The sequence below is a fragment of the Sphingomonas hankookensis genome (genome assembly GCF_001619955.1).
In the GTDB taxonomy this organism is placed as follows: domain Bacteria; phylum Pseudomonadota; class Alphaproteobacteria; order Sphingomonadales; family Sphingomonadaceae; genus Sphingomonas; species Sphingomonas hankookensis_A.
Map to the genome: position 1 here is coordinate 469,410 of NZ_LQQO01000001.1, position 19,096 is coordinate 488,505.

Below are 19,096 nucleotides of genomic sequence, written 5' to 3' on the forward strand. Positions count from 1 at the left end.
CATCGTCCACCATCCCGACCACGCCCCGCCGGCGCGACCGCTTCGTCGCCGGTGGTCGCCCCGTGCCGTCCGTACAGAAGGACCGACCATGACCTATCAAGAACAGGCGGCCCGTGCCGCATCGCTGATCCAGCAGCATCGCGGCACCTGGGACGGCATCGATGCAGACGCCGTCGCGCGGATGCGGTTGCAGAACCGCTTCCTCACCGGCCTCGACATCGCCCGCTACACCGCCGGCATCATGCGGCGCGACATGGCGGCCTATGATGCCGATCCGGCGGCCTACACCCAGTCGCTGGGGTGCTGGCACGGCTTCATCGCGCAACAGAAGATCATCTCGATCAAGAAGCATTTTGGCACGACCAAGGGGCGCTACCTCTATCTGTCGGGCTGGATGGTCGCGGCCCTGCGCAGCGAGTTCGGTCCGCTGCCCGACCAGTCGATGCATGAGAAGACGAGCGTGCCCGCGCTGATCGCCGAACTCTACACCTTCCTGAAACAGGCCGATGCGCGCGAGTTGGGGATGCTGTTCCGCGACCTCGACGGGGCGCGGGCCGAGGGCAATGCCGTCGAGGCGCAGCGGCTGAGCAACGCGATCGATCAGTATGAAACCCATGTCGTGCCGATCATCGCCGATATCGATGCGGGCTTCGGCAATGCCGAGGCGACCTACCTGCTCGCCAGGAAGATGATCGAGGCCGGAGCCTGCGCGTTGCAGATCGAGAACCAGGTCAGCGACGAAAAACAGTGCGGCCATCAGGACGGCAAGGTCACCGTTCCGCACGAGGATTTTCTCGCGAAGGTCCGCGCCTGCCGCTACGCCTTCCTCGAACTGGGCGTCGAGGACGGCATCATTGTTACCCGGACCGATTCGCTGGGCGCTGGGCTGACCAAGCAGATCGCCTATTCGACCGCGAAGGGCGATCTGGGCGACCAGTATAATGCCTTCCTCGATTGCGAGCCGGTCGATGACGTTTCCGCGCTGCGCGGCGATGTGGTGATCGAGCGCGACGGGCAATTGGTGCGGCCGAAGCGACTGGCGTCGAACCTGTTCCAGTTCCGCGAGGGGACCGGTGCGGATCGCTGCGTGCTGGACTGCATCACTTCGCTCCAGAATGGCGCCGACCTGCTGTGGATCGAGACCGAGAAGCCGCATATCGAACAGATCGCATCGATGGTCGACCGCATCCGTGCGGTCGTGCCGAACGCCAAGCTGGTCTACAATAATTCGCCCAGCTTCAACTGGACGCTGAATTTCCGCCAGCAGGTGTACGACCGTTGGGTCGAGGAAGGGCGCGACGTGTCGGGCTATGACCGGGCGAAGCTGATGAGTGTCGACTATGACGCGTCGGAACTGGCGCAGGAGGCCGACGAGAAGATCCGTACCTTCCAGCGGGATGCGAGCGCGCGCGCCGGCATCTTCCACCACCTCATCACCCTGCCGACCTACCACACGGCGGCGCTCAGCACCGATAATCTGGCGCGCGACTATTTCGGCGATGCGGCGATGCTTGGTTATGTGAAGGGGGTGCAGCGCCAGGAAATCCGACGGGGTATCGCCTGCGTGAAGCATCAGAATATGAGCGGGTCGGATATCGGCGACGACCATAAGGAATATTTCGCCGGAGAGGCGGCGCTGAAGGCGGGCGGCGCGCACAATACGATGAATCAGTTCGCCGCCTGAGCGGGACGCGAACAAGATTGCGCGGGGCTGCGGCGATGCGGTGGCCCCGTTGCAATTTCCGGCAATGTAAGGAGGTTACTACCGTTGGAGGCGCGACCGGGAATCGAACCCGGGTGCAAGGATTTGCAGTCCTCTGCGTCACCACTCCGCCATCGCGCCTCGATACGGTGGGAGGCGGGCATTTGCGGGGCGCGCGCGCCGGTGTCAACTGCCGGAATGCAAATTATCCCCGCAGGCATCCTTGGCGGCGGGCGTCGGTCGCGATAGACAGCGGCGATCGCGCGATGTGTGTTGCGCGGCTAAAACAGTTGTGCGACAGGATTGCACCATGACCGATTCGATCCCGACCCGTCCCGATTTCGATGCGATGCGCCATGCGATGGTCGTCAGCCAGTTGCGTACCAGCGCCGTCAGCGACGTGCGCGTCGTCAGTGCGATGGGCGAGGTGCCACGCGAAGTCTTCGTGCCGCCCGCGCAGGCGGAGGTCGCCTATCGCGACGCACCGCTGCCGCTCAGTGGCGACCGCGCGATCAACCCGCCGCTGATTACCGGTCGCCTGCTGACCGCCGCCGAAGTGCAGCCGACCGACCGCGTGCTGCTGGTCGGGGCCGCCATGGGCTATGCCGCCGCCGTGCTCGCCCGGCTGGCCGGTTCGGTCGTGGCGCTGGAGGAGGATGCCGCGCTGGCCGCCGCCGCGCGTGACGCGATCGCGGACGCGACGGTGGAGGTGGTCGAAGGACCGCTCAATGCCGGTTGGGCGCAGGGTGCACCCTATGACGTCATCGTCATCGACGGCGCCGTGGAGTCGGTTCCCGACGCGATCGTCACGCAGCTGGCCCCCGGCGGGCGGCTGACCACCGGCATCGTCGATCGCGGCGTGACCCGGCTGGCACTGGGCCGTCGCACCGAGGGCGGGTTCGGGCTGGTCGATTTTGCCGATCTCGGCTGCGTCGAGCTGCCCGGTTTCGCCAAGCCCAAGACATTTCAGTTCGCAAGGTAAGGGACATATGCGGGGGGGGAAGTTCATTACCGGAGTCGCGGCGCTGGCGCTGCTGGCCGGGCCGGCGAATGCGGAAACGCTGCGCGAGGCATTGGCGCGGGCCTATGCCACCAACCCGCAGCTGACCGGCGCGCGGGCGAACCTGCGCGCGACCGACGAGGGCGTACCGCTGGCGCGCTCGCAGGGCCTGCCGCAGGTCACGACCCAGAGCTCGGTGATCGAGAACGTCATCACCCCGGCAAGCCGCGGCTTCACCCAGGCCCCACGCCAGGGCACCGTGCAGGTGCAGGTATCGCAGTCGCTGTTCGCCGGCGGGTCGGTGCGCAACAATGTCCGCGCCGCCGATGCGCGGGTCGATGCCGGCCGTGCCAACCTGCGCAGCACCGAGGCGAATGTCTTCACGCTGGTCGTCGCCGCCTATAATGACGTCATCCGCGACGAAGCGATCGTCCGGCTGAACCAGCAGAATGTCCGCGTGCTGGAAGTGAACCTCCAGGCATCGAAGGACCGGTTCCAGGTCGGCGACCTGACCCGCACCGACGTTGCGCAGTCGGAGGCACGGCTGGCATCGGCGCAGGCGCAGTTGCGCAATGCCGAAGCGTCGCTGATCCGCAGCCGCGAAAACTATGTCGCGACCACCGGTTCGCCGGCCGCGACGCTCGACACGCCGCCGGTGCTCCCCAACCTGCCGGTCGATCCCAATGCGGCGGTCGGGGTGGCGGTTGCGAACAATCCCGCGCTGATCGCCGCGCGTCGTACCAGCGATGCCGCCGGGTTCGACGTCAGCGTGGCGCGCGCCAGCCGGCTGCCGACGATCAGCGCGGTCGGTGGCGGCGGCTATACCAGCTTCCTCGGATCGGCTGAGTCGGTGAACGGCATCGTGTTGCAGCAGGACGGCGGTCAGGCGCAGGTCGGCGTGCAGATGAGCCTGCCGCTGTGGCAGAGCGGCCGTCCGAGCGCCCAGATTCGCCGGGCGCAGGCGCTGGAAGGCGCCGCGATCGAACAGGTGACGCAGGTCGAACGTACCGTCGTTTCCGACGCCCGCTCGGCCTTCGCCGCGTGGCAGTCGGCGCTGCGCGTGATCCAGTCGTCGGAAGTGCAGGTCGCGGCGAACCGCCTGTCGCTGGAGGGCGTTCGCGCCGAGAACAGCGTGGGCACGCGCACGATCCTTGACATCCTGAACGCCGAACAGGAACTGCTCAATTCGCAGGTCCAGCTGGTGTCGGCCCGGCGCGACGCCTATGTCGCGGGCTTCGCGCTGCTGGCGGCGATGGGCAAGGCCGAGGCACGCGATCTGGGCCTCGACGGTGGCGCGCTCTACGATCCGACGGTCAATTACAGCCGGGTGCGCAACAATATCTGGGACTGGAGCGGCGATCCCGCGCCGGTGCCGATCGCGCCCAGCACGGTGAACAGCCCGGCGCAGACCCCGGTCGTCACCCGCGAACTCGATCCGTCGCTGCAGCGCAGCCCCAATCCGTACACCCCGACCCAGGGCATCGATGCCCCCAATCGGCAGGGCGGCGCCCCGCGCGCCACGCAGGGCGTTGACACGCCGCGCGCCAACCCCGACAGCTAAGCGTTCAGAGGCGATAGAGATGAGGGTTGCGATGGGCGATATCAGCAACGAAACGTCGATGGAGGACATCCTGTCCTCGATCAAGCGGATCATCGCCGAAGAGGGCGAAGGATCGGCCCAGGCGTTGCGCGGGCGCAAATCGATTCGGACTGCGCAGCAGGTCCGCGACATCGACGACCGCGACGAGGTGCTGGAACTGAACCAGAGCGTCGCCGCGCCGCCGCCTCCGCCGTCGCGGGTCGACGCGATGCGGGCAGAGGCGATGCGCGCCGAACCGCCGCGTGTCGAGCGTGCCCGTGCACCCGAACCGGAGCCCGAACCCGTCGCCGCCGCGCCCGCGCCGAAGGTCGATCCGTCGATCGTGTCGGAACGTGCCGCCGAGGCGAGCCGCGGTGCGCTCGACCAGCTGTCGCGGCTGGTCGTGAAGCCGGAAACGCCAGGTTCCGATTCGCTCGAAGGGCTGGTGCGCGAGATGCTCAGACCGATGCTGCGCGAATGGCTCGATGCGCAGCTGCCCGGCATCGTCGAATCGATGGTCGCGCGCGAGATCGCCCGGATCAGCGGGCGCGAGTAACGCCGCTCTCTTGCCCCCACTCTCTTGCAACGCCGCCGCATCCGCGCCATGCGGCGGTGCATGAGCGAACTGCCCAAGACTTTCGACCCCGCCGCCATCGAAGCGCGCTGGTATGCCCATTGGGAACAATGCGGCCTGTTCCGCCCCGAGCGTCCGAACGCGACGCCGTGGACCATCGTCAATCCGCCGCCCAACGTGACGGGCAGCCTGCATATCGGCCACGCGCTCGACAATACGCTGCAGGATATTCTGGTCCGTCATGCCCGGTTGCAGGGCAAGGACGCGCGCTGGGTCGTCGGCACCGACCATGCCGGCATCGCGACGCAGATGGTCGTCGAACGCCAGATGAACGCGGCCGGGCAGAAGCGCACCGACTTCACGCGTGACGCCTTCATCGAAAAGGTCTGGGACTGGAAGGCCGAAAGCGGCGGGCAGATCACGGGGCAGTTGCGGCGCCTGGGCTGTTCGATGGATTGGGCCAACGAACGCTTCACCATGGACGAGGGCTTTTCGAAGGCCGTGCTCAAGGTCTTCGTCGAGCTGCATCGGCAGGGCCTGCTTTATCGCGACAAGCGGCTGGTCAACTGGGACCCGGGCCTCGGCACCGCGATCAGCGATCTCGAGGTGGAGACGCGCGAGGTCAGAGGGAGCTTCTGGCGCCTGCGCTATCCGCTCGCCGACGGATCAGGCTTCATTGAGGTCGCGACGACGCGGCCCGAAACGATGCTGGCCGACATGGCGGTCGCGGTGCATCCCGACGACGCGCGGTATACCGCACTGATCGGCAAGCAGGTGCGCCTGCCGATCACCGGTCGCCTGATCCCGATCCTCGCCGACGAACATGCCGACCCCGAGCTCGGGTCGGGCGCGGTGAAGATTACGCCGGGCCATGACTTCAACGATTTCGAGGTCGGCCGCCGCGCGGGCTTCGAGGCCCGCGACATGCTCAACATGCTCGATGCCAAGGCGCGCATCGTCCAGACCGCGGACGGCCTGATCCCCGACGCGTTCCTCGGCCTGTCGACCGCCGACGCGCGCAAGGCGGTCGTCGCGCGGCTGAAGGACGAAGGCGTCCTGATCCCGCATGTCGACAAGGACGGCGCCGAACACGACGCCGAGCCACGCACGATCCAGACTCCGTTCGGCGACCGTTCGGGCGTGGTGATCGAGCCGTGGCTGACCGACCAATGGTATGTCGATGCCAAGACGTTGGCCCAGCCGGCGATCGAGGCGGTGCGGTCGGGCGCGGTCAAGATCGTGCCGAAATCGTGGGAAAAGACCTATTTCAACTGGATGGAGAATATCCAGCCTTGGTGCGTGTCGCGCCAGCTGTGGTGGGGGCATCGCATACCCGCGTGGTTCGCCGATGACGGTCGGGTGTTCGTCGCCGAGACCTATGAAGCGGCGCAGGCCGAGGCGGGCGAAGGCGTTGCGCTCAAGCAGGACGAGGACGTCCTCGACACCTGGTTCTCGTCTGCGCTGTGGCCCTTCGCGACCCTAGGCTGGCCGGAGAACACCGACCCGACGCTTGGCGGGCGCTACAGCAACGACGTGCTGATTTCGGGCTTCGACATCCTGTTCTTCTGGGACGCGCGGATGTTGATGCAGGGCATCCACTTCATGAAGGAGGTGCCGTTCAAGACGCTGTACCTCCACGGGCTCGTCCGTGCCGCCGATGGCGCCAAGATGTCGAAGTCGAAGGGCAACACCGTCGATCCGCTCGGGCTGATCGATCGCTATGGCGCCGACGCGCTGCGCTTCTTCATGGCGGCGATGGAGAGCCAGGGCCGCGACATCAAGATGGATGAGAAGCGGGTCGAGGGCTATCGCAACTTCGCGACGAAGCTGTGGAACGCGACCCGTTTTGCGCAGGCCAACGGCATCGGCGCATCAACGACGATCGAGCCGCCCCGGGCCGAGCTGGCGGTCAATCGCTGGATCATCGCCGAGACGATCGAGACGGTGCAGGCGCTGGACCTCGCGCTCGCCGATCTGCGCTTCGACGGTGCGGCGAACACGATCTACCAGTTCACGTGGAGCCGGTTCTGCGACTGGTATCTCGAACTGATCAAGCCGGTGTTGCAGGGTGGGGCCGAGAGCGGCGAGGAAACGCGCGCGGTCGCCGGTTGGGTGCTCGACCAGATATTGGTCATGCTCCACCCGTTCATGCCGTTCATCACCGAAGAATTGTGGCACGCGCTTGGGGCACGGTCGAACGACCTGCTCGTCGCCCGCTGGCCCATGGCGGATGCGCGGGCGATCGATCCGGCGGCACGCGAGGAGATCGACTGGCTGGTCCGGCTGGTGAGCGAAATCCGCGCGGCGCGGACCGAGCTGAACGTGCCGCCGGGCGCGCGCCTGTCGCTGCATGTTCGCGATGCTTCGGGCGAGACGGCCGAGCGGTTGGCGCGACAGGGTGCGGTGCTGGCGCGGCTAGCGCGGGTCGATGCGGTTGCGGGCGATGCGCCGGCCGGTGGCGCGTTGCAGATCGTAGTTGACGAAGCGACCTTCGTCCTGCCGCTGGGCGACGTTATCGATCTCGATGCGGAACGCGCCCGCCTGACCAAGGCGATCGCGGCGGCGGAGAAGGAGCGCGATGCGCTCGCCGGGCGGCTGGGCAATGCGAGCTTCGTGGAGCGCGCCAAGCCCGAAGCGGTCGAAAAGGCGCGGGCGGACCATGCCGACAAGATGACCGAGGCGGCACGGTTGCACGCGGCGCTGGGGCGGCTGGGCTAAGGTGCTTCGTCATTCCGGCGGAGGCCGGAATCCATGGATGGGGTGACGGCGGCGTTTCTGCCGTGAGCGCCCGACACAATGGATTCCGGCCTTCGCCGGAATGACGGGGTTTTTGTTGGCGACCCGCTCGTCATTCCCGCGAATGCGGGAATCCATAAACGCGACGGTTCGGTTCCATCGCTGGCGTCAGCGCTTATGGGTCCCCGCCTGCGCGGGGACGACGTCACTCTTCGACCGGCGCCATCACCTCGATGATCCCCGCCGCGATCTTCGCCATGACCGGCGTCTTCGCCAGCACCTCGCCATCGATTGAGATCGGCAGCGGCGGGTTGGTCTCGATCCGGAGCGACTGGCCGTGGAACGTCACGGTATCCACCCGGCGGGAGTCGAGCCGGAAGAAGCCGGCCGCCCAGTTGCGGGCCAAGCTGCGCTTGCCCTTGCCGCACACGACCTGAACGATGATCTCTCCGCTGTCCAACCGCGCTTCCTCGACCAGTTCGGTGCCGCCATGAAAGCGCCCGTTCGAGATGCGAACCTCGGTCGCCATCATCCGCTTGGCGCTAGCACCCTGGCCGACGATCAGCTCAAACGGATGGAACTTCGCGAATTGCAGCGAGGCCCAGGCGAGATAGCCGACCCGCCCGAACAGCTTCTTGACGCCATGCGGTACGGTCTTGGCGATCTGCGGCGACAGGCCGATTGCGGCGCAATTGGCGAAGTAATCGCCGTCGATCATGCCGAGGTCGATGCGGCGCGGCCGGCCTGTCTTCAGCACCTCCACTGCACCCGGAATGTCGAGCGGGATACCGAGCGTCCGGCAGAAGCTGTTGGCGGTGCCGAGCGGCAGCACGCCAAGAACGACGTCGTGCCCCAGCAGATAGTCGACCAGGCTGCTGATCGTCCCGTCACCCCCGCCCAGGATCACCATGTCCGGCTTGCGCTCCAGCGCGCGCTTCAGCGTCGGGACGAGCTGATCGGGGTCTTCGACGGCATGGGCGTCGACCTCGAACGCGGCGCCCTGCAAGGCGTGGCACGCCTGGGCGAACTGGTCCTGCCCGCTGCGTGACCGGGCGTTGACGATCATGGCGGCGGTGCGGATGCGGTTCATGGCGTCGGTAACGTTCCGTAACGAAAATGGACCCACGCGACTTTGGGTTGATCGCCCGGACGCCATGGCCCACAAGTCGCGCCATGTCCGCTGCTTATCCCGCGCTCCGCCTGCGCCGCACCCGCGCCACCGCATGGAGCCGCCGCCTCCACGCCGAAACCCTGCTGACGCCCGCCGACCTGATCTGGCCACTGTTCGTGACCGAGGGTGAGGGGGAGCCGGTCAAGGCGCTGCCCGGCGTATCGCGCTGGAACCTGTCGGGCATTGTCGATCGTGCCCGTGAAGCTCGCGATCTGGGCATTCCGGTCGTCGCGCTGTTCCCGAACACGCCGCGCGAACTTCGTAGCGACGATGGGGCGGAGGCGTTCAATCCCGACAATCTGATGTGCCGCGCGATCCGGGCGATCAAGGATGCGGTGCCGGAGGTCGGCGTGCTGACCGACGTCGCGCTCGACCCCTACACCTCGCATGGGCATGACGGCATCGTCGATGCATCGGGATATGTGTTGAACGACGTGACGTCGGAGGCGCTGGTCCGGCAGGCGCTGGTGCAGGCGGAGGCGGGCAGCGATATCGTCGCGCCGTCCGACATGATGGACGGCCGCGTCGCCGCGATCCGCGACGCGCTGGAAAGCGGTGGCCATCCCAATGTGCAGATAATGGCTTACGCCGCCAAGTACGCCAGCGCCTTCTACGGCCCGTTCCGCGATGCGGTCGGGACCCATGGCCTGCTGAAGGGCGACAAGAAGACCTATCAGATGGACCCGGCCAATAGCGAGGAAGCGTTGCGCGAGGTCGCGCTCGACCTGGCCGAGGGCGCCGACAGCGTGATGGTGAAACCGGGGTCACCCTATCTCGACATCATCACCCGCGTGAAGGCGGCGTTCGAAGTCCCAGTGTTCGCATATCAGGTATCGGGCGAATATGCGCTGATCGAGGCCGGCGTGGCGGCAGGCGTGGCGGATCGCGATGCGATGGTGCTGGAGACACTGCTGGCGTTTAAGCGTGCCGGCTGTTCGGGGGTGCTGACCTATCATGCCGCCCATGCCGCCCGGCTGCTGGGCGCATGATCGACACCGGGCGACTGGTCCTGCGGCGGTGGCAGGACCGTGACCGCGAAACCTTCTACGCCCATTGCGCCGATCCGGACGTCATGCGCTATTTTCCGGCGCTGCTCAGCCGCGAGGAAGTGGATGCCGCCATTGCGCGGCAGGACGGCTACATGGCGAGCCACGGCTTCTGCTTCTGGGTCGCCGAAGACCGTTCGAGCGGTCGGATGCTGGGCTTTTGCGGGTTGAAGCCGGGTGCCGAGGGGACGCCGCTGGAGGGTTCGGTCGAGATCGGCTGGCGGTTCGGCAAGGAACATTGGGGGCGGGGCTATGCGCGTGAGGCGGCGGAAGCGTCGCTTGCCTGGGGGTTCGCCAATCTGCCGGTCGAACGGATCGGCGCGATCACCGTCCTTGCCAACACGCGTAGCTGGGGGTTGATGGAGCGGATCGGCATGACCCGTTCGCCGCAGGAGGATTTCGATCATCCGGTCGTCGCCGATGACAGCCCGTTGAAACGCCACATCACCTATTGGAAGACGCGTCCGTGACGATACCCGACCGGACCGCCGGCTGGCCAATCCGCTGGATCTTCATGACCACGATCCTCGCCGGATCGTTCCTGCTGTTCCTCGTGCAGCCGATGGTCGCGCGCATGGCGTTGCCGCAGCTGGGCGGCGCGCCGGCGGTGTGGAATTCGGCGATGCTGGTGTACCAGGCGCTGCTGCTCGGCGGCTATGCCTATGCCCATCTGCTCGGCAAGCTGATGCCCAAGGCGCAGGCGGCGGTGCATATTCTCGTCCTGCTCTGCGCGGCGGTGTGGTTGCCGATCGGAGTCAATTCGACTCCGACGCCGACCGGGGTAGAACCGGCGCTGTGGACGCCGTGGCTGCTGACCGCCTCGATCGGCCCGCTGTTCTTCGCCGTGTCGGCACAGGCGCCGCTGCTGCAACGCTGGTTCGCCTTTGTCTGTCCCGGCCGCGACCCCTATGCGCTCTATGCCGCGTCGAATGTCGGCAGCTTTGCCGGGCTGCTGGCCTAATCCGCTGCTGGTCGAACCTCTGCTGCCGGTTCGGGCGCAGAGCTGGGGCTGGAGCATCGGCTATGTGCTGCTGTTCGTGCTGGTGATCGGCTGCGGATGGCTGTTGCCGCATCGCCGTGAACAGGCGGTCCCGCTGGACAAGGGCGAAGCACCGGGCACGCGGCGCGTGCTGCACTGGATCGTGCTGGCGCTGGTGCCGTCGGGACTGATGCTCGCGACCTCGACCTTCCTGACGACCGACATCGTGGCAGTGCCGTTGCTGTGGGTATTGCCGCTGGGGCTGTATCTGCTCAGCTTCACCGTGGCGTTCGCCGCGCGGCGGGGGCTGGCCGATGCAATCGCTCGCTACGCACCGATCACGATCCTCGTGTTCGGCGGGATGATGATCGGCGGGCATCACGACTTTCCGCTGCTCAGTGCACTGGCCGCGCTGATGCTGCTGTTTGCGGTCTCGGTCACGCTCCATGCGCACATGTATGCGTTGCGGCCGGCGCCGGGTCGGTTGACTGGCTTCTATCTCGCCATGTCGGTCGGCGGGGCGTTGGGCGGGGTATTCGCCGGGCTGATCGCGCCGGTCCTGTTCGACTGGACCTATGAATATCCGCTGCTGATCCTGGCCGCGGGCATGCTCGCGCCGCTGCCGTTTCTGCTGCCGGCGACCCAGCGTCTGTGGGAAACGGGCGGGGTGAAGCTGCGCGTCGCGGTGATCCTGATCATCGGCGTGCTGGTCGCCATGGGTATGACCAATCCCGGCGGGATGCTCGGCGCCAAGCCCGATGCGGTCGCGTTTTTCGGGATCGTCGCGGTCGGACTGTTCGCAATCGGTGCGCGCGCGCCGTTCGTCTTCGCGCTTGCCGCCGCGCTGTTCCTGTTCGGCGGCTATCGCGCGATCGCGTTGTCGCTGGAGCCGGGTGCGCGAACGCGGAGCTATTTCGGCGTCTACACGATCATGCGGGGGCAAGGCGTCAACGAACTCCAGCACGGCACGACGCTGCACGGTATCCAGCTGACCGGGTCGCCGGAGCGGGAACGGACGCCGACGACCTATTATGTGCGGGGCTCGGGCGTGGGTGAGGCGTTGCGCGCGGCCCCGTCGCTCTACGGCCCGGCGGCGCGGATCGGCATTGTCGGCCTCGGGACCGGGACGCTCGCCTGCTATGCGCAGCCGGGACAGCATTGGCGCTTCTATGAGATCGATCCGGTCGTAGTGCGGATTGCGCGCGACTCCGGTGCCTTCACCTTCCTGCGGCGTTGTGCACCCAGTGCGCAGATCGTAGTCGGCGACGCGCGGTTGAGCCTATCGCAGGAGCCGGCAGGCAACCTCGACCTGCTGGCGCTCGACGCCTTTTCGTCCGACGCCGTGCCGATGCACCTGATGACGCGCGAGGCGTTCGAGACTTACGGCCGGGTGCTCGGGCGGCGCGGGCTGCTGCTGGTCCATGTGTCGAACCGCTATCTCGACCTGGGCCCGGTCGTCGCGCGGACGGCGGGTGGATGGATGGCGGCGCAGCTGCCCTATCAGCCCAAATCATCCGACCCGGCCGAAACCGGTTCGCTGTGGATCGCGCTGACCCGCGATCCGGAAGTGCTGGGCACGCTGCTGACGTCGGGTGGGGATTGGGAACCGTTGCCAGTGACCGACACCGCGCCATGGACCGACGACTATGCGTCGATCCTGCCGGTCCTGCGCGCGCTGCAATAGTTATTTGAGGCGTGCGTTGAGCGACGCAATGGTGGCGCGCTGTTCGGTCGAGGCGGCGTTCGCCTTGGCCAGTGCGGCATCAAGCGCCGGGTAGGGCGGGGCGCCGGCCGCCGCCCGATCGATCGCTAGGCGTTCGAGTTCGGCCAGCGGCACGTCGATCGCCGTCCGTGCGACGTCCAGTTCGGCGAGCGCCACCTGCGCGCCCAGCCAGCGCTCGCTGCCCTCCGCGGTGCCCGCGGCGGCATTGACGGTCTTCCCTACCCGGGCCGCCGCCGCATCGAAGGCGCTTTTCGCGCCGGTGACCTCGCGGGTCAGCGTCGCGATCTTGGCGTCGAGCGCGGCGTCGGGCGTCGCCACCGGGACCGGGCGAACCGGTTCGGCCAGGCTGATCTTTTCGATCGGGCGCGGCAGCAGCGAGGGATAATCCCCCGCCGGCGCGGCGCAGGCCGACAACAGGGCGGCGGGCAGGACGAGCGGGATCGCGGAGCGGGTCATGGCCCACCGATACCCATGCAAAAAAATTGACACAACGGGGTTGCCAGCCGGGGAGGTGGCCTGTAGCAGGCGACCTCCACCGGGCACCCGTAGCTCAGCTGGATAGAGCATCAGACTACGAATCTGAGGGTCGGACGTTCGAATCGTTCCGGGTGCGCCATGGAAAACCCCGCCATGTCATGCGACTTGGCGGGGTTTTCTTTGTCCGGACGGCATGACGTTCGGCGGCATGAAATTTCCCTGCCGAACCGACTTGCCAGACCGGAAAAGCCTCTCTAACAGGCGGCCTCCACCGGGCACCCGTAGCTCAGCTGGATAGAGCATCAGACTACGAATCTGAGGGTCGGACGTTCGAATCGTTCCGGGTGCGCCATGGAAAACCCCGCCAGGTCATGCGACTTGGCGGGGTTTTCTTTGTCGGCTTATCGTTGGTAGGCGTAGGGGCCGACGACCGTACCCGTGAACCCTCCCGCCATGCGCGTGCTGAGGAAGCGGATATCGACATCCTTGACCAGCGTAGTGCGCTTGCCACCGATTGCATAATCGACCGCCATCGTCCCGCGATCCGCGCGCAGCGTCAGCGTGACGGGACCCGTGCCGGTAAGCGGTGCGCTCGCCACCAGCTGCTCGGTGCCCTTGGCGCGGGTGTAGAGCGCGATCACCGGCTTGCCGGCGAGGCGGGTAATGCCGAAGAACAGATAGCTTTCGTCGCTCTGCATCGCGACCAGCCCGGCGCGGTCGCCGTCCCGACGCGGCGAGAAGCGGACGGTCGTCGCCATCGTCGCGATATGATGCTGCTGACGCCGTCCGACAAAGCCGGGCACGCCATTCTGGTCGCCGATCGCCGCACCGCCATCGATCAGCAGGTCGCCGCCGGCAAGGCGATAGACGGGGGCCTTGGGCGTGCGGACGCCGATCCACTGCATCGCGAGCTTCGAACCATCGAACTCGTCGACATAGCCGAAATCGCCGCTGGTCGGCAGCTTCGGCGCAGGCTGGCTCGGCAGTTTGGGGCGATCGGCGACGAACGGTACGCGCTGTCCGGCAGGCAGGATCGTCGGCCAGCCATCCTTCCACGTTACCGGCAGCAGGAACGTCTCGCGCCCGATATTATAATAGTCGTCGCCATACGGTCGCACCGCGAGGAAGGTCGCCCACCAGTCGCCATTCTGCGTCTGCACCAGCTCCGCATGGCCCGCTGCCGAGATCGGGTCGGCGCGATCGTTCGGCAGGTCGCGCTGCGTCAGGATCGGATTGCCGCTCCACGGCACGAACGGCCCACGCAGTTCCTTCGACCGGAACACGACCTGCGAATGATTGACGCTCGTCCCGCCTTCGGCCGCGGTCAGATAATACCAGCCGTCCTTCCGGAAGATATGCGGTCCTTCGATCCACACCGGCTTCTTCGACAGGTCGACGCCGCCATTGATGAGTTGGGTCGATTCACCCACCATCTTGCCCGCGCGCCAGTCATATTCCTGGATCCAGATCGCACGGTGGCCGTCATAGCGCGGCGGTTCGTTCGGTGCGCGGTTGTTGACGATATAGGCTCGGTCGTTCTCCCAATAGATCGATGGGTCGATGCCCTCGAACGGCAGCCAAATCGGGTTCGACCACGGGCCCTTAGGGTCCTTGGCGGTGATGACGAAGTTGCCGCGACACTGGACGCAGGTGTTGACGATGTAAAAGGTGCCATCGTGGTAGCTGATGTCCGGTGCGAAGACCGCTTCGGACACCCGCCGCCCGCTGAAATCCAGCTGTTCGGGCCGGTCGATCGCGTTGGCGATCTGCGTCCAGTTCACCAGGTCGCGCGAATGGAAGATCGGCAGGCCTGGATAATGGGCGAAGGACGACAAAGCGAGATAATAGTCGTCGCCCACCCGGATCACCGACGGATCGGGATAATAGCCCGACAGGATCGGGTTGCGATACTGGTTCGGACCCGGCGTGGCGCGCTCGACGCTGCGGCCGTCATAGGTGAAGCGGCTGAACCGGGCTGGCTCGGCCATGGCGGTGCCGATGCTAGCGGTCAGCAGCAGGCCGGTCATCAGGGTGCGGAACATCGATCGCTCTTTCGTTGGCAGGAGTTCAGGCGCGGTCAAGGCGGAACAGCGCGGCGCCATGCGGCGGCACGTCGGCCTCGACCCGGTCGGCAACCGTCCCGATGTCCCGCCGGGCCCACAGGTCGCGCACCCGCACCGACTCGCGCAGGTCGAGCCAGCGCAGGTCGACGCCCGGCCGCGACGGCTTGTCGCCCGGATTGAACAGCGCGAGATAGGTCGACCCGGTTGGACTGCGTGCGGTCCAGGCGCGCATGCCGTCCTGGACATGCAGGGGGCGGTTGGCCGAACTGCTCTGGTTGACGGCGATGACCTCCGGATTGGTCAGCAGGTCGAGCGTGGCCGCGTCGAGATGGCGCAGGTCGCCGCCCATGATGAGCGGCGACCGGGCAATCGACCACAGCGTCATCAGCGTACGCTGTTCGGCCGGCGTGAACTTGGTGTCGCGCTGCCCTAGTGCCAGTCGGCCGAGCGGCAGCATGTCGGCATCGGGCCAGCCCCCGGGCCCCGCGAAACGCTGCCAATTCTCCAGGCGGACGAACTGCGCGTCGAGCAGTGGCCATTCGTCCCAGAAATCGTCGCTGATCCGCCACATCTGCGCATGCGCCCAGACATGGTCGGCACTGGCGAGCGGGGTTTCGCCCGGCGACAGGCTCAGCAGGATCGGGCGGCCGGAACGGCCGATCGCCTTTGCCGCCCCCTCGATCTCCGGCGCGTGCGAGTCATAGGGACGGCTCATATCGTCCATTTTGACCAGATCGACGCCCCAGTCGGCATATTGCGCGAACACGCTGTCGTAATAGGCCTGCGCAGCGGGATGGCGCATGTCGACGCCGTACATGTCGCTGTTCCACGAACAGATACTGGTTTGGTCGGCAATGTCCTGCGCGCGATACCGGGTGCCCAGGATCGGGAGGTTGCGCCGTACCGCTTCGCGCGGGATGCCGCGCATCAAATGGATGCCGAATTGCAGCCCCATCGCGTGCACCCGGTCGGCGATCGATCGAAAGCCCCGGCCATCGGCTGCGGACGGGAAGCGCTTGGGATCGGGTTGCAGCCGGCCATACGCATCCAGCACCGGCACTGCATCCGCGCGATAGGCATAGCCGGTCGCACCCGGTTCGTACCACTGGATGTCGATGGTGAAGATCGAATAGCCCGCCGGCAACAACCGGTCGCGCATGATCGTGGCGGTTTCCATCGCCTGCGCTTCGGTGATGGTCGTCGCGAAGCTGTTCCAGCTGTTCCAGCCCATCGGCGGTGTCTGCGCCAGCTTCGGCTTCTCCCGGGGCGCTGCCGTCGCGCCGACGGACCCGGCGAGAACCGGAACGGTGGCGGCGCCGACGAGAAGGCTGCGGCGGGTAATGTCTGATGCCACGTCGGTTGCTCCGGTCAGTCGTGGAAGGAAGTCGCTCACCGCGCCGCGCGCAGCGTGAAGCGGTCGATGTCGAGATAGCCGTTACCCGGCTTGGCGTTGTAGCAGGACAGTACCATCTGCTGCCCCTGGAAGGTGCCGGTCCGCCACGCGAAGGCGAGGGGGAACGCCCCGCCCGCCGCCACCCAACGCTTCCCGTCGCGACTGTACGACAGACGGCCTTGGTCGGTAGTGAAATCGAGGTCGAGACCGATCCACAGGGTCGACCCGGCAAAGGCTATCGGCGGTGCCCGATCCTTGACCACCGGCCCCGTCTCGGTACTTTCGATCACGTCCATCGCCAGCCGGGCGGCACCGCGATCGTCGCGGCTGACGGCGAGTGTCGCGCTATATTGGCCGAACGTCCCGAAGCCGCAGCGGTCGCCGGCCGCGATACCGCTAATGTCCAGCTTCACCTCCGCCCGGCTGCGCGGACCCTGCGCCTTCTGCGTCAGCGTGTTGCGCGCCCGCCAGAGGCCGTCCGCCCGGGTCGGGCGCAGCCGAAGGAAGCCGGGCCGCTGGGTCAGCGACCAGCGTGTGTCGTCAGGATTATGGTTCCATTGCCATTGCTGCCCCAGTTTCGCCGAGGAAAAGTCGTCGGACGTCGCCGGTTCGGCAAAGGGGAACCCCGCAATCGGCTTGGCCGCCCGCTCCGGCACGCGGCCCGGTGCGTCGGGCGTGCCCCAGACCGGCCAGTCGTCCTGCCAGAAGACGGGACTGAGGTTCGTCGTCCGTCCGATCGACCCGGCGTCGAGCATGACGAACCCGACCCATTTGCCGTCGGCGGTATCGACCAGCGCCCCCTGATGCCCGCCGCTGCGATCGTCGACCTGCGGCCGGGTTTCCCATGGGCCGTACAGGCTGTGGGCGCGCGACACGGTCAGCCCCAGCCGCCGGGGGATCGCGTTGAACAGATAATAATATTGCCCGCGCCGGATGATCTTCGACCCCTCGGCCCCGGCGTTGTAATGAACCTTGCGGTCGTCGACGACGCGACGCAGGCCGGGGTCGAGCTTCAGCAGGCGGATGGTGCCGTCCGAACCGATCGCGGTCGCGATATAGGCGGTGCCATCGGGTTCGATGAAAAGGCCGGGGTCGAATGCCTCCCGGTCCAGTTCGTTCATCACCCATGGGCCGCGTGGATCGCGCGAACGATAGATGCGCGTGTTCTGCCCGACCGGCGTCACGGCCACATAGAACGTCCCATCGTGATACCGCAGGCTGGCGGCGAACAGTCCCCGCCGATAGGCGTCTTTGCCATTGTCCAGCCGATAATCGGGACGATCGTCCAGCCGGGGCACGACATGGCTGAACAGCCGCCAGTTTACGAGGTCCTTCGAATGCAGCAGCGTCAGCCCCGGCGCGTTGGCAAAGGTCGTCGTGACGAAGTAATAATCGCTGCCGACCCGGATGATGTCGGGATCCGGATAATCGGCGAACAGCAACGGGTTGCGATAGGTGCCATCGCCCTGGTCCGATCGCCAGACCTGCGCCGAAGCGGGGCCGCCCGCCGCCAATGCCATGGCCAGCACGGCCACGCCCGTCATCGTCCCGCCCCGCATCTTCTCTCCTGACGACGGTGTCTGTTTGCCCGCTATTAGTCTGGGTATTGATGGAAGAAATTGCGGTCAACGGCTATTATCCACAGCGCTTGGTCGTCTGCCCCGGCCATCGGGCAAGTTCGTCCCGGTGGAGCATCGAAGCACGGTTTGACGACGGCTCCCGCCGTGCCTAGCGTATCGCTTCACTGGCGCGCGCAAATGCCCGCTCAATATTGGTTATACAATACGATGGCGACATCGGGTGCTCGATGCGGATCGAAGCCGAGGACGAAGGAAACGACGTGAACACGGACAGCGCATTGGAGGAAGAAGACATCGTCGCCGCCGAGACGACCGGTGCGTTGGGCGATCACGCCGGATCGTCGCGCAAGGGATCGGGGCGACGCCTCCGCGGGGCAGTCGCGCATTATCTCGGCACGGCAATCGTGTCCGGCCGGATCGCGCCGGGGGAATTGCTGACCGGCGAAGTTGCCAATGCCGAGGCGCTCGACGTGTCGCGCAGCGCCTATCGCGAGGCGGTGCAGGTGCTGACCGCCAAGGGGCTAGTCGAAAGCCGTCCGAAGATCGGCACCCGCGTCCTGCCGCGCCGCCGCTGGAACTTCCTCGACCCGATGGTCTTGGCGTGGGCGTTCGAGGGGGAACCGAACATCGCCTTTGTCCGCGGGCTGTTCGAACTGCGCTCGGTCGTCGAGCCGGCGGTGGCGCGACTGGCGGCCGAACGGCGTGACAAGGACGACATCAAGGCGCTGAAGACTGCGCTGGCCGGCATGCGTCGCCATACCCTCGCGACCGAAGCCGGTCGGGCGGCGGACCGCGATTTCCACGATGCGCTGATCTTCGCCACCCATAACGAGACGTTCGTGGCGCTGAGCGCCAGTATCGGCGCGGCAGTGAACTGGACGACGCAGTTCAAACAGCGGCAGCGCGCGCTGCCGCGCGACCCGGTCCCCGATCACGCGCGGGTGTTCGACGCCATCGTGGCGGGCGACGCACGGGCGGCGGAAGACGCGATGAACGCTCTGGTGACGCTGGCGCTGGAGGATACCCGCTCGGCGATGGGCTGATCGCCGACCCGATCCGTACGCGCGGTGGCT

General features: G+C 66.7%; 13 protein-coding genes, 3 tRNA genes and 1 pseudogene. 11 read left to right on the forward strand and 6 right to left on the reverse strand.

Annotated features, from left to right (window positions below; translation table 11 throughout):
- Nucleotides 1–88: 88 nt before the first annotated feature.
- Complete coding sequence (locus tag AVT10_RS02290; protein ID WP_066687766.1) at nt 89–1,684, forward strand: isocitrate lyase; 1,596 nt, start codon at nt 89–91, stop codon at nt 1,682–1,684.
- An 85-nt stretch (nt 1,685–1,769) separates the two neighbouring features.
- On the opposite strand, the gene AVT10_RS02295 is transcribed toward AVT10_RS02290, so the two are convergent.
- Nucleotides 1,770–1,843 (reverse strand) — tRNA-Cys (locus AVT10_RS02295).
- 169 nt (nt 1,844–2,012) lie between these two features.
- Between AVT10_RS02295 and AVT10_RS02300 the strand changes: the two genes are divergently transcribed.
- The 4 genes from AVT10_RS02300 to AVT10_RS02315 are packed head-to-tail and all read left to right on the forward strand — an operon-like array spanning nt 2,013 to nt 7,573.
- Nucleotides 2,013–2,684 (forward strand): protein-L-isoaspartate O-methyltransferase family protein, encoded by a 672-nt coding sequence (locus AVT10_RS02300; protein ID WP_066687774.1) that lies wholly within the window; start codon nt 2,013–2,015, stop codon nt 2,682–2,684.
- 7 nt (nt 2,685–2,691) lie between these two features.
- On the forward strand, nt 2,692–4,263 hold the full coding sequence (locus AVT10_RS02305; RefSeq protein ID WP_066687777.1) for a TolC family outer membrane protein: 1,572 nt from the start codon (nt 2,692–2,694) through the stop codon (nt 4,261–4,263).
- A 31-nt stretch (nt 4,264–4,294) separates the two neighbouring features.
- A complete protein-coding gene (locus tag AVT10_RS02310) occupies nt 4,295–4,837 on the forward strand; it encodes a DUF2497 domain-containing protein (protein ID WP_084401227.1) in 543 nt (180 codons plus the stop codon).
- Between the two features lie 60 nt (nt 4,838–4,897).
- Nucleotides 4,898–7,573, forward strand: a complete 2,676-nt coding sequence (locus tag AVT10_RS02315) for a valine--tRNA ligase (RefSeq protein WP_066687780.1) — start codon at nt 4,898–4,900, stop codon at nt 7,571–7,573.
- Nucleotides 7,574–7,796: 223 nt separating this feature from the next.
- Here AVT10_RS02315 and AVT10_RS02320 read toward each other — a convergent pair whose 3' ends face one another.
- Nucleotides 7,797–8,681 carry a diacylglycerol/lipid kinase family protein gene (locus AVT10_RS02320; RefSeq protein WP_066687794.1) on the reverse strand — a complete coding sequence of 295 codons (885 nt, stop codon included), beginning with the start codon at nt 8,679–8,681 and terminating at the stop codon, nt 7,797–7,799.
- 83 nt (nt 8,682–8,764) lie between these two features.
- On the opposite strand from AVT10_RS02320, the gene hemB reads away from it, so the two are divergent.
- From hemB to AVT10_RS02335, 3 genes and pseudogenes are all read left to right on the forward strand, one after another.
- Nucleotides 8,765–9,751 carry a porphobilinogen synthase gene (gene hemB / locus AVT10_RS02325; protein WP_066687795.1) on the forward strand — a complete coding sequence of 329 codons (987 nt, stop codon included), beginning with the start codon at nt 8,765–8,767 and terminating at the stop codon, nt 9,749–9,751.
- Nucleotides 9,748–10,278, forward strand: coding sequence for a GNAT family N-acetyltransferase (locus tag AVT10_RS02330; RefSeq protein WP_066687802.1), 531 nt, complete (start codon nt 9,748–9,750; stop codon nt 10,276–10,278). The genes hemB and AVT10_RS02330 overlap by 4 nt, the downstream gene beginning before the upstream one ends.
- 44 nt (nt 10,279–10,322) lie before the next feature.
- Nucleotides 10,323–12,471: pseudogene (locus AVT10_RS02335) on the forward strand (spermidine synthase).
- On the opposite strand, the gene AVT10_RS02340 reads toward AVT10_RS02335, so the two are convergent.
- Nucleotides 12,472–12,966 (reverse strand): hypothetical protein, encoded by a 495-nt coding sequence (locus AVT10_RS02340; protein ID WP_066687804.1) that lies wholly within the window; start codon nt 12,964–12,966, stop codon nt 12,472–12,474.
- An 83-nt stretch (nt 12,967–13,049) separates the two neighbouring features.
- Here AVT10_RS02340 and AVT10_RS02345 point away from each other — a divergent pair.
- Both AVT10_RS02345 and AVT10_RS02350 read left to right on the forward strand, forming a co-directional pair.
- Nucleotides 13,050–13,126, forward strand: a tRNA-Arg gene (locus tag AVT10_RS02345).
- 136 nt (nt 13,127–13,262) lie between these two features.
- Nucleotides 13,263–13,339, forward strand: a tRNA-Arg gene (locus tag AVT10_RS02350).
- A 49-nt stretch (nt 13,340–13,388) separates the two neighbouring features.
- Here the strand turns inward: AVT10_RS02350 and AVT10_RS02355 are convergent.
- Genes AVT10_RS02355 through AVT10_RS02365 form a run of 3 tightly spaced genes read right to left on the reverse strand, consistent with a single transcriptional unit; the run spans nt 13,389 to nt 18,002 of the window.
- Nucleotides 13,389–15,029, reverse strand: a complete 1,641-nt coding sequence (locus AVT10_RS02355; protein ID WP_066687806.1) for a glycoside hydrolase family 43 protein — start codon at nt 15,027–15,029, stop codon at nt 13,389–13,391.
- A gap of 25 nt (nt 15,030–15,054) precedes the next feature.
- Nucleotides 15,055–16,404: a glycoside hydrolase family 27 protein gene (locus tag AVT10_RS02360; RefSeq protein WP_066688117.1), complete on the reverse strand. Its 1,350-nt coding sequence runs from the start codon at nt 16,402–16,404 to the stop codon at nt 15,055–15,057.
- A 35-nt stretch (nt 16,405–16,439) separates the two neighbouring features.
- On the reverse strand, nt 16,440–18,002 hold the full coding sequence (locus AVT10_RS02365) for a glycoside hydrolase family 43 protein (RefSeq protein WP_126012755.1): 1,563 nt from the start codon (nt 18,000–18,002) through the stop codon (nt 16,440–16,442).
- A 314-nt stretch (nt 18,003–18,316) separates the two neighbouring features.
- On the opposite strand from AVT10_RS02365, the gene AVT10_RS02370 reads away from it, so the two are divergent.
- Nucleotides 18,317–19,066, forward strand: coding sequence for a FadR/GntR family transcriptional regulator (locus tag AVT10_RS02370; RefSeq protein WP_066688122.1), 750 nt, complete (start codon nt 18,317–18,319; stop codon nt 19,064–19,066).
- Nucleotides 19,067–19,096 lie beyond the last annotated feature (30 nt).